An 11,013-nucleotide genomic window follows, 5' to 3' on the forward strand; every position below is an offset into this window, starting at 1 on the left:
ATGTCGGCTAAACTTTATGCAAAAGCGGCTTTTATGCCGCTTTTTTGTATCTTTTGTGATTCGTTTTGTCTTTTAAAAGGCTTGGAGGGGACATAAAAATGTTTAATCTATCAATTTTTGCTTCTTTTTATTCTTAATAACGGGTGAATTTAGATATCATTGCATGTATCGTGGATAATCAAAAAGATAAGTTTAATCTGAAAAAATGCCTATTTATATCTGAGAAAAGATGTTAGACCTTTGACGTGAAGATAAAATTGTATTAGATTAAGGCGAGTTTTGCGGATTATATCCGTGGAGTAATCGGTTTTTTTTATGCGTGACCTTTAATCCGTTATTTGAGACAACCGACCTGTAATATTGGTATCTTGAGATGCCAAACAAGTAAAAACGAGATAATATATTTAGTCGTTTTATGCGGACTTTCTCGTTCATTGCGGTTGCAGTAAAAACCAGGTCAGGATATTTTATGACAGAGACAACTAGGATAAAAGAGCGCCCTCGTTCCCCTCATATAAGTATTTATCGTTGGACAATTACTATGGCTATGTCCATTGCGCATCGCGTTACGGGTATGGCACTTTATGTTGGAATGGTCTTTCTTGCTGTTTGGTTGATTGCTATTGCTTGTGGGGAGGAGACATTCAGAACGGTTCACGAGATTTATAGTTCTTGGTTTGGATTGTGTATCTTGTTTCTTTATACTTTGGCAGGGGTTCATCACATGGTTGGTGGTATTCGCCACATTGTTTGGGATATGATGCCTTGCCTTTTGGCAAAAGAAAAGGCAACAGTCACTGCTTGGGCGACAGTGTTTATCTCTCTTATTGTTACTTTTGTAATTTGGATTATTGGATATAGCGTTGTTTAGCTGGGGGTGAAAAGAGATATGAAAAAAGATTTTCGAACGGAACTTGGAAAAGTACGGGGGCGTGGGAGTGCTCATGAAGGAACAGAGCATTTTTGGCTACAGCGTTTGACTGGGCTTGTCAATCTGCCGCTTTTGATATTTTTTATTGTTCTTATTCTTTCGCTTGTAGGCAAGGATTATAGCATTGTGCGTGCACGGCTTGCACATCCTGTTGTGGCTATTTTGATGGGATTAATGACTTTTTCAGTCCTTTATCATATGAAGCTTGGTATGCAAGTGGTCATTGAAGATTATATTCCACGTGAAGGTTTTCGGATATTCTTTTTGACGTTAAATATTTCATTTTGTTTTCTCATAGGTGGTGTCATTATTTTTTCTCTTTTGAAAATTGCATTAGGGGGTTAAACAAGTATGGCGGGTACAGGATCATCTCTGGGCGCTAAAGCAGGTAACGCCCCTTATCGCACTGTAGATCATAAATTTGATGTTGTTGTTGTTGGGGCAGGTGGTGCAGGATTACGTGCAACACTTGGTATGGCGGAACAAGGATTAAAGACAGCTTGTATTACGAAGGTTTTTCCAACTCGCTCACACACGGTTGCAGCACAAGGGGGGATTGCTGCATCGCTTTCAAATATGGGACCTGACAATTGGCAGTGGCATTTATATGATACCGTGAAAGGTTCTGATTGGTTGGGCGATACCGATGCAATGGAGTATTTGGTGCGTAATGCACCTGCTGCTGTCTACGAATTAGAACATTATGGCGTTCCTTTTTCGCGGACGCAAGAAGGCAAAATTTATCAACGTCCTTTTGGTGGACATACGACACAATTTGGTGAAGGTCCACCTGTTCAGCGTACTTGTGCAGCAGCTGACCGTACAGGCCATGCCATTTTGCATACGCTTTATGGACAAAGCTTAAAGCATAATGCGCAATTTTTTATTGAATATTTTGCACTCGATCTTATCATGACTGATGGGGTTTGTACGGGGGTTGTGGCATGGGATCTCGATGATGGTACAATACATCGTTTTTCTGCCAAAATGGTTGTTCTTGCAACCGGTGGTTATGGACGGGCTTATTTTTCCGCGACATCGGCGCATACCTGTACGGGTGATGGTGGTGGAATGGTCGCACGCGCTGGATTGCCACTTCAGGATATGGAATTTGTGCAGTTCCATCCTACAGGGATTTACGGTTCTGGCTGCTTAATTACAGAAGGAGCTCGTGGTGAAGGAGGCTATTTAATCAATTCTGAAGGTGAACGCTTTATGGAGCGCTATGCACCTTCCTTTAAGGATTTGGCTTCACGTGATTTGGTTTCGCGTTGTATCACACTTGAAATTCGTGAAGGACGTGGCGTTGGACCTAAGAAGGACCATATTCATTTGGTTCTCAATCATATTGATCCTGCAATCTTGCACGAACGTTTACCGGGAATTTCGGAATCAGCACGGATTTTTGCAGGTGTGGATGTAACAAAAGAGCCTATCCCCATCTTGCCAACGGTTCATTATAATATGGGTGGGATTCCTACCAATTACTATGGGGAAGTTCTCAATCCAACGGTTGATTCGCCTGATCGTATTCAACCAGGGCTGATGGCGGTAGGAGAAGCAGGATGTGCTTCTGTTCATGGAGCTAATCGCTTAGGGTCAAATTCATTAATTGATCTTGTGGTGTTTGGTCGTGCTGCTGCCATTCGCGCGGGTGAAGTTATTGATCGGAATGCAGAAATTCCACCCATCAATGAAGAAGCTGTTGATGAAATTATAGCGCGTTTTGATCGTTTACGTTTTGCGCAAGGGGCGATACCAACAGCTCTATTGCGTGAAAAAATGCAACGTACGATGCAAGAAGATGCGGCTGTATTTCGTACAGAAGATTCTTTGCAACAAGGATGTCAACGGATGAATAAAATCTGGGGGGAATTGTCTGACCTCAAAGTCACAGATCGTTCTCTGATATGGAATTCTGATTTGGTTGAAACATTAGAGCTTGAAAATCTCATGGCGAATGCAATCATGACTGTTCATTCTGCACAAGCCCGTCTAGAAAGCCGTGGCGCTCATGCTCGTGAAGATTATCCAGAGCGTGATGATAAAAACTGGCGTAAACATACGCTTTCACATTTGTCAAAAGAGGGTAAGGTGACGTTATCATATCGACCTGTCCATGTAGACCCGTTAACATCTGAAGCTGATGGTGGGATCGATTTAAAACGCATTGCACCTAAAAAACGGGTTTATTAAGGGGAGACACGAATTATGGTACAAATTAAGCTTCCCAAAAACTCTCAAGTCAAACCAGGGAAGGTTTGGCCTAAACCTGAAGGTGCGACAAAGCTGATAGAATTTCATGTTTACCGTTGGTCGCCTGATGATGAGAATAATCCTCGTCTGGATACTTATTACGTAGATCGTTCTGCTTGTGGTCCAATGATTCTTGATGGGCTTTTGTTTATTAAAAACCATATTGATCCAACTTTGACACTTCGTCGATCTTGCCGTGAAGGCATCTGTGGTTCATGTGCGATGAATATTGATGGAACCAATACATTGGCTTGTACCAAAGGGATGGATGATGTAAAACACCCCATTAAAGTCTATCCTTTGCCTTCCATGCCTGTTGTTAAAGATTTGGTTCCTGACTTGAAGCGCTTTTATGCGCAACACCGAGTCATTGAGCCTTGGTTGCAAACAGTTTCTCCTGAACCAGCAAAAGAATGGTTACAAAGTCACTCCGATCGCCAAAAAATCGATGGCCTTTATGAGTGTATTTTGTGTGCGTGTTGTCAGACTTCATGTCCAAGTTATTGGTGGAACGGTGATCGTTATTTGGGACCCGCTGTTTTGCTTCAAGCTTATCGCTGGATTGCGGATTCACGTGATGAGATGTGTGGTGAACGTCTTGATAATTTAGAAGATCCTTTCCGTCTTTATCGTTGCCATACGATTATGAATTGTGCGCAAACTTGTCCAAAGGGATTAAATCCAGCGAAAGCGATTGCTGAAATTAAAAAACTCATGGTTGAACGCCGCCTTTGAAAATTTATTGCTTGATGAAAATGAAGCGCAAGGTAAAAAATTGTATCTCCTTTTAGCAATTAAATCTCTAAAAGAAGATCGGCTGCTTATGAGGGTGCAGTAGCTATAATCATTCTAAAAGCGAAGTAATCTCTAAAAATTAAGCAATCCTTGTAGAAGCAATCCTTGCAATGGCTGAGCAGAAAACTCATAGTTGGATATTACTTTGAAAATTGACCGATTAACGAACAGTAAAAAGAAAAACAGAAAATTGTGCGTGTTTTTTGCGCTTCTTGAGGTTTAATCTCTAAAAATTTATTGGCTTTTATGAGGTGGTTACCATAGTTATTATTGCCTTTAAAAAGGCATTAGTCTTTCGGGTAAACTATACTTTAAATAGTGTTCTGTGTAAAAACAATAAAATCAATATGCCATGTGTTTTTATTTTTATTAAATTCGTATCAAAATTTTCATTTTAATGCAGATTCAATTAATCATTTTTATAAAAAGATAACTCTGTATAAATAGAGCACAAAAAATAAATGCTGATGCAAATATTATAACGCATGTAAATTATTCATATGAAATACAAAGAAGTGATCATTATGACAGTTTGTCATTTTACGATACGTTTATTATAATATCGAAAACATTGCGAATATTCAGGGATTAGGAATTTTTGATAACATCATTTATATATTTAAAGGTCATATTTTTTATTTTAAAGATTGGATTGTTAATAGCATTAAAAAACAAAATTTATAGTTCTTAAAAAATGGAGAACTTAAAATTCCTATTTATTGTAGAGATAGATCATACAGTTAAGGGGGAAGTAATTTAAAATTATTGTAACGTCATAGATTTAAATTCATTAAAGAGCAGATAAGACGTTTGAAAAAATAGCAAATTTATAGGTTTCTCTAAAAATTTAGAAAACGATAGTAAGAATTCTAAGAACACATGTTGCGAATGTGGAATAAGCGGTGTTTGTAGGTTCGTTTGAGTTGAATAAATTCAATCATCAAAGAAAATATGTTGTATTTTGACGAGTTTCGGAGGTTTTGATGTTATATGTTTTTATCTATCAAAAATAGAGATTTCTAGGTTTAGATCTTATTTATTATGTTAGGGTATTTCATTGTTCTTGTATGTATGCTTAAGAAAGTTGTTTAAGCAGTAAAAGTGTTTTTTATTTTTCAGCATAAAAGATATTTCTTAACATGAAAAAGAGGTTTCCAAGTATTAACGGTATAATCAGTCATTGTTTTGGTATTTATTCTGTTGTGCTATAAAACACTATCGTATTTAGGATGTGGTAATTAAAGTGGTCTGAAATCTTCTAGGCGAGGGGGCGGATTGTTTGCAGATTAGTTTGCGTGTTAAGAGGTTTCGTCCTTTGAGGTGTGATGGGTGGAGTCTGTTAGCCAATTACGTAAATGAGAGCGAAATCTACGTGGACAGGTTTTTAGTCTAATCTCTCTTATATATTGTGATAGGAAATTCACATTAATAAGGACCACGACCGGTTACAGAAAAAAGAAATCATTGCGAAAAAACAAGCGTGCTTGTTTTAAAATTTTTAATGCTTCTGATCATAAGGGCACGCGAAAATCTCCTGTAGTATCACGCAGACCGTTCATATTTTCGAGCCAAGAATTGTCCATATATCCCCTTCAATCTGATCTTCACGAATTGATGCAGGAGATGGGTACGAGCACCTGTAAGAATAAGCAGACGCAAAGCCAGTTGTATCATTATTGTTGCTTTGCAGAGTGTTTGATAAAAATCTAGAACATTTCTCCAATTCATTGTCGGTTTATTAATGACTTTATGGCGTTGTTTCTCTAAAAGAGCTTTTGCTGTTGTAGCTTTTACCTATCAGATGGGAGTTAAGAGTATTACGTATCTCTCTGTTGGCGTAATCTCTGAAACCGGTATACAGCTTCCTAATTTTTGGGGAATATGAAGCTGTAAAGGTGCAAACCAGTTTGCATTTTGGTTGTCATTTTTAGTTCAGTTTTATGACTTTCAAAAGCGTCTAGAGTAATGCCTTTTAAATAATAGAGATTACGCATTGCTTCACGCTTTTGTTTCTCTCGTTCTTTAAAAAGATCACAACCCTTATGCAAAACAGAACGTCCCAAACCAAATACATTTGGCTTGTCAATTTACGTGCTTGTTTTAAAGAACCCTCTCTTTAAAGTTCCCAAGCTCATTTCGCGACAGGGCTTGTGGAGGGTATAAGGGTAAAGTCCCGATGAACAATATAAAATTTGTAGAGCATTTCTATCTTTACACTTCATAAAAGAGCAAGCTGGGCGCCATTATACACTTTGCCAACTCCCAATGTTGCGACAGTTTTTGGCATTTGGGACGGTTTATAAGAGGCATTTTTAGTGCTTTTTTATACAGTTTCATTCTACACGGTTTTATTTATTTGGAATGTGCAAGAGACATGTAATGAGAGAATCCTACGGTACTAAGATCTTTTATTCAACATGCAGAATAATGAATACTCTTTATAAATCAATGTGATGTATCTTAAGAAGAGGGATTTTAAATCTGTGCTTTTAGGAATTTTCGTTTTTTGAGGTGCAGAGAAGAGAGCAGGAATATTCAGAGTAGAGCTTACCTTGTGTAATCTATGGATATCGTCTTTAGGATAGGGACACAAGCCACGTGATATGGTTAGCAAAGCTTGCTTAAGAGAAATTTGGTTGTTTACGAACAGCCGGAGGTTAAGAATCTTTCTTCGTCCGAAGAAGACGTTGATATGCCACTATACTTTTTATTACCAAATAGAAAGTGGTTTATAGATGCTAAATCGAAATGATAGTTTATTTCGTATGAGGTTTTCCGTATCTGGAGATTGTTTGATTAAAAAACACATTTATTAATCACTTGAAAATAGCACTTAGAATTTTTAAACGATAAGTTTTGGTCTTGATGACGATAATTGTTTGTGATGATCGAAAGTATCTATTTTACAAAGCTTTCATTGATAGGCGATTCAAAATTTATTCTTTTCTTTTGTTGAAATATTTATTTTATAGCTATTTTTTTTGCATCAAACATACCTTTATCAAAAGATAAATGGAAAAAATGATTAAAGGTAAGAAAATAGAGAGAGCCTTATGTATAATTTGGTTTTCTCGTAAAGTTTTTGTCTATTAACTTTTTTCTTCTTTTATTCATGAAGAGTGTAGAAAATGCATTGGAGAAGTAAAGAGAATAGGAAAAGTTAAAAAATAGCCGTAATAATTAGTGACGGCTATTTTTGTTTGCATCATATTACCGAGAGAGGAAGTTCCCCTTAAGCGATTTTTGATTTGGCAAAAATCGGGTCGTAAAAGACTTCAGAGAGTTTTCTATCTCTAAAGAACAACACTACGTCAACTGTTGTATAGAGGACGATTTTTATCATTTCTAACTCGAGTTGCCGGCCAACTTCTGATCTTTTAATCAAGGTGGCACATCGTTCAAATGTCTGCAAAGCGCTGTTGGCATGCGTTGTTGTAATCGATCCGGGATGACCAGTGTTGAGTGAATTGAGATATTCCCATGCTTCATTACCTCGCAATTCAGCGAGAAAAATTCGGTCGGGCGACTGACGCATACACGCATCTAGGCATTCTTCAGCTGAAACACGGCCTACATTGTTACCATAAATCATATGTACATGATTGGGATGATTGGGTAGAAAAAGCTCATGAACATCTTCAATTGTGATGATACGCTCTTCTACAGGGACCTTTTCAATTAAAGAGCGAGCAAATGTTGTTTTACCAGATCCTGTCTTGCCTGCAATAATAATGTTGCGTTTGTGAGAGACACATTCTTGTAAAAATTCAAGAATTTTCCCATCACGTTTATGTTGCAAAAGTTGAACTTCAAATGGCTCCAACCGTGTGAAGTCCTGCTTCGATAACAAGTTATTTGCTTCTTTTTCCGAAGGTTTGTTAAAACTTACGTCGGAGAAATCATCAAATGCACCTTCTTCTTTGAGTTCTTCTAACGTCTTAACTATAAGAGAATGTTTACGAATTACAAAGGAAAGAGCACCATCAACGACAGCTGGCGTTTGTATAATTGTACCACGTTGTCCACCAGGCAATAGCACATAATTAATACTTTTGGGAGCCATACCGTTATAAACGATAATAGCTGTAATGAGCGTTTGCAAAAAAGTGGTTGTTAATTCTGGTACGCTATGTACTTGCCAACCCTTAAAGCTTTTCGTCCATACTTCGCAGGGGCGGCAAATCGATAATTCAGTGATCGAGGGATCTTCTAAGAAACAATCAAGCGGTTGTAGAAGCTGAAAAACTGCTTGATCTTTCTGTATCGGGTTAACGTGTGACAAGACTGTAGACATCGCTGAAATCCAGATCACGAGCAACAAAAATATTTACTCGTTCGCCTTGGTTTTTGTAAAGTGTTGGTGTGATATTGATGGAATTTTGAAGAACATCGATTGCTATAGATTCAGCATTCTGAGCACCTTTATTTTGTGAGTTCTCTTTATTTTCTTTACTGATTTTACTAACTTTTCCTCTTACCCATTCTCCTAAATCACCGATAATGCTTACCATAATTGCACTACCAAATCTCTCCCAAAAGCGTCTGTCAACCCAGCCACCAATACCCGCTTCACCCAAAGGACCTGTGCCAGGTGAGTCAAGATTGACAACAACACCAGAAGGCGTTTCGATGCGTGACCATTGCACAAACACACGCGTTTGTCCTTGTTGTATGCCACTTTGGTAAAAACCAACGACTTTAGAACCACGGTCAAGCAAAACAACACGACCACTTGTGGAATAAATATCGCGTGTTAAATGACATGTCGTCATTCCGGGTTGTGATGTAATGATCTTTGTTTCTAGCGTGCAATCTATTTGCGTTCCTTGCGTAATCAAAAAGTCACGGTTACGAAGTTGCATCGCACGTGATTGACCTAAACGCACGGGCTGAAGGTTATCAAATAATACGCCACTACCTCTATCTTTATTCGATGCTTTATTATTTGTATCTGTAGATCCTTCGCTACCACCGTTGTTAAGGCTAGAACTGAGCATACGTTTGCGTGCTAATTCTTCAGAATCTTGGAGCATATGTGGAGGAATGGCTGTTTGAAGAAGCTTACTCAAGGCCGGTGGAATATCTAGGTTTGAATCTTCTATTTGTGTTGATTTTTCTGCTTCTTCTACAGTCTTTGGCTCTTCTATAATCCGAGGGACATAGTTTGGTATAATTTGCTGTACTATTTGTTGTGGTTTTTCTTCCTCAACTTCCACGGTATTACGCATTTTAAAAGCTTTCCAAGTCAAGGCAATCGGTATCGTTACTATGACAATAAGTCCTACCACTAACAATGCACGGGTACCTGGAATTGTCGGACGACGTTCAGAACCTAGTTCCGACCCTCCATAAGTACCTTCAATATGTTTTTGCTCGACGTTGTCCAGTTTTGTACCTTTTCCCTCTCCTTCCTTATTGTCAAACATCATTTTCCTCCTTTATTGATACGATAAACCACCGAAGATACTGTCCCTGTTGTGTTTGGTACGCCATTGGGGTCATAGGCTTCATTAAAAACAGCTAGAGCGCGTTTACCAAGCCGTATGAGCCATTTAGGATTGACCTTATGAACGGCGATAATATCATTAGAACTGCCGATAACGGTGCGTGGTATTAAGCTTTCATTGCCTTCAGCATCTACGACATAAATCGATGGCATATCCATGTTAGCGGGAAATTTGAAGTAAGTAATACGCCCATTGTCCCAAGCATTTATCGGAGCAATATCTTGGTGACCGCTCATAGTATAACTGAGATTATAGCCTTTGACGCTTTGGTGAAAACCATGTTCAATCGCAAGGCGTCGGTTGTTTTCTTCTGACTTTTCATCATTTGAATCGGGATAATGGAAAGCTAATTCATATGTTGATCCTGCACGGTCATTTCGAAATTGTAGTCGGAATTTGTAACTCCGTTTGTCCGTTACAACGATGAGATTGGTATTGGCAAGTTCTGCTTTTGGTTTAATAAAAATATGCCGCCCTTTATGAGCAAAGGCATAGGCTTCTGAATCGCCAAAGGCATGAGTGATATACTGTTCACCTTCTTCAAGAATAATATGTGTTGCTACACCAAGAACTGTTTCAATTTGAACCACATCGGCTTCGTTATATGTTATATAGCGAATGCGGTGATCATATTGTGAATTTGATGGACTTTTGAGCGCCTGCACAGGTACCGTATAAAGAGAAGAAAACGAAGACAATAGAACAACGAACGCAAGTTTTTTCATAACAATCAATTCCTTAATCATTTAACAGTATTTCTGGGTCAGAACGGTAACTTGTTATTTGAAAACCAAGGGGGTTAAGCAATCGATCAGATGATTTCATGGGTGCACCGACATAGGTGTAACCAATTGTTGCAATCTGGTGCTGTTTTGGTCCGGTAGTAGCACCGCTGCTGTCAAGTTGCTGAGTCGTAAAACGTACAGTTGCTTGACCGAGTCCATTAAGCTGGATTGATCGTACTTTGACTGTGATACGTGCTTTATTGGAAAGCACTTTGTCCCGTGCATTTTCTCCATCATAGATTTTATAATATTCTTGTTGAACAGATGCCGCACTTAAAAGTGCTGTTGTGTCATAGTTCAGTTGAATGGTATCGTAGTCGTAATTTTCGCGGTTAAGCACATATTGGTTTAGCCAATATCTATCTACAACTTCACCATAGCTTTCTTCGTGTTCACGCATGATTGAGATAACATCAACTGCACCCGTTGTGTTATCAACGCGCAATACTAAGGGAGTTGGAGCTGGTTGAGAAAATCCAACGACTCCACATATCATACCGAATAAGCCAAAAAGACCAACAGTACTTGCTACACGCCATGCCGTTCTGCGTGACTTTATAAATTCATTGATAAGATCACGTTCTAAGCCACGGCTTTCTTCATAATAACTGCTAAGTTGTTCGGCTTTCACTGGTTTTACTTGTTTTGTTTTCATCTGTCTCCTCGCTTGATTTCGGCAGGGATTGTTTTATTAATAGGTACACGGTTCCTATCATTGGGCTGTTTTAGCTTTGGTGCT

At 38.5% G+C, this 11,013-nt stretch carries 8 protein-coding genes and 2 pseudogenes; 4 read left to right on the forward strand and 6 right to left on the reverse strand.

Annotation, left to right across the window (positions count from 1 at the left end; translation table 11 throughout):
• Window positions 1–469: 469 nt before the first annotated feature.
• The 4 genes from sdhC to ACFIJQ_RS01250 are packed head-to-tail and all read left to right on the forward strand — an operon-like array spanning window position 470 to window position 3,922.
• Entirely contained in the window at window positions 470–871 is a 402-nt protein-coding gene (gene sdhC / locus ACFIJQ_RS01235) for a succinate dehydrogenase, cytochrome b556 subunit (protein WP_015857037.1), read from the forward strand.
• Window positions 872–889: 18 nt separating this feature from the next.
• Entirely contained in the window at window positions 890–1,276 is a 387-nt protein-coding gene (gene sdhD / locus ACFIJQ_RS01240; protein WP_015857036.1) for a succinate dehydrogenase, hydrophobic membrane anchor protein, read from the forward strand.
• A 6-nt stretch (window positions 1,277–1,282) separates the two neighbouring features.
• The gene (gene sdhA, locus ACFIJQ_RS01245) at window positions 1,283–3,127 is read left to right on the forward strand and encodes a succinate dehydrogenase flavoprotein subunit (RefSeq protein ID WP_375628126.1); all 1,845 of its coding nucleotides are present in this window, start codon (window positions 1,283–1,285) and stop codon (window positions 3,125–3,127) included.
• 15 nt (window positions 3,128–3,142) lie between these two features.
• A complete protein-coding gene (locus ACFIJQ_RS01250; RefSeq protein WP_273787617.1) occupies window positions 3,143–3,922 on the forward strand; it encodes a succinate dehydrogenase iron-sulfur subunit in 780 nt (259 codons plus the stop codon).
• 1,358 nt (window positions 3,923–5,280) lie between these two features.
• Here ACFIJQ_RS01250 and ACFIJQ_RS08935 read toward each other — a convergent pair.
• The 6 genes and pseudogenes from ACFIJQ_RS08935 to ACFIJQ_RS01275 all read right to left on the reverse strand — a co-directional run.
• Window positions 5,281–6,269 (reverse strand): annotated as a pseudogene (locus tag ACFIJQ_RS08935) (integrase).
• A 945-nt stretch (window positions 6,270–7,214) separates the two neighbouring features.
• On the reverse strand, window positions 7,215–8,276 hold the full coding sequence (gene virB11 / locus ACFIJQ_RS01255) for a P-type DNA transfer ATPase VirB11 (protein ID WP_375628127.1): 1,062 nt from the start codon (window positions 8,274–8,276) through the stop codon (window positions 7,215–7,217).
• Window positions 8,251–9,408: a type IV secretion system protein VirB10 gene (gene virB10 / locus ACFIJQ_RS01260; protein WP_375628138.1), complete on the reverse strand. Its 1,158-nt coding sequence runs from the start codon at window positions 9,406–9,408 to the stop codon at window positions 8,251–8,253. Before virB10 ends, virB11 begins: the two co-directional genes overlap by 26 nt.
• Window positions 9,408–10,214: a P-type conjugative transfer protein VirB9 gene (gene virB9 / locus ACFIJQ_RS01265; protein WP_026500187.1), complete on the reverse strand. Its 807-nt coding sequence runs from the start codon at window positions 10,212–10,214 to the stop codon at window positions 9,408–9,410. The genes virB10 and virB9 overlap by 1 nt, the downstream gene beginning before the upstream one ends.
• A 13-nt stretch (window positions 10,215–10,227) precedes the next feature.
• Entirely contained in the window at window positions 10,228–10,929 is a 702-nt protein-coding gene (locus ACFIJQ_RS01270) for a virB8 family protein (RefSeq protein WP_273787619.1), read from the reverse strand.
• Window positions 10,926–11,013, reverse strand: a pseudogene (locus tag ACFIJQ_RS01275) (TrwH protein); the annotation flags it as partial. The pseudogene ACFIJQ_RS01275 and the gene ACFIJQ_RS01270, both read right to left, overlap by 4 nt.

The sequence above is a fragment of the Bartonella sp. TT67HLJMS genome (genome assembly GCF_042193375.1).
Lineage (GTDB): Bacteria > Pseudomonadota > Alphaproteobacteria > Rhizobiales > Rhizobiaceae > Bartonella > Bartonella grahamii.

What these genes read in the sequence shown, in the direction of transcription:
- sdhC (WP_015857037.1), top strand. Translation starts at nt 470, where the DNA reads ATGACAGAGACAACTAGGATAAAAGAGCGCCCTCGTTCCCCTCATATA.
- sdhD (WP_015857036.1), top strand. Translation starts at nt 890, where the DNA reads ATGAAAAAAGATTTTCGAACGGAACTTGGAAAAGTACGGGGGCGTGGG.
- sdhA (WP_375628126.1), top strand. Translation starts at nt 1,283, where the DNA reads ATGGCGGGTACAGGATCATCTCTGGGCGCTAAAGCAGGTAACGCCCCT.
- ACFIJQ_RS01250 (WP_273787617.1), top strand. Translation starts at nt 3,143, where the DNA reads ATGGTACAAATTAAGCTTCCCAAAAACTCTCAAGTCAAACCAGGGAAG.
- virB11 (WP_375628127.1), bottom strand. Translation starts at nt 8,276, where the DNA reads ATGTCTACAGTCTTGTCACACGTTAACCCGATACAGAAAGATCAAGCA.
- virB10 (WP_375628138.1), bottom strand. Translation starts at nt 9,408, where the DNA reads ATGTTTGACAATAAGGAAGGAGAGGGAAAAGGTACAAAACTGGACAAC.
- virB9 (WP_026500187.1), bottom strand. Translation starts at nt 10,214, where the DNA reads ATGAAAAAACTTGCGTTCGTTGTTCTATTGTCTTCGTTTTCTTCTCTT.
- ACFIJQ_RS01270 (WP_273787619.1), bottom strand. Translation starts at nt 10,929, where the DNA reads ATGAAAACAAAACAAGTAAAACCAGTGAAAGCCGAACAACTTAGCAGT.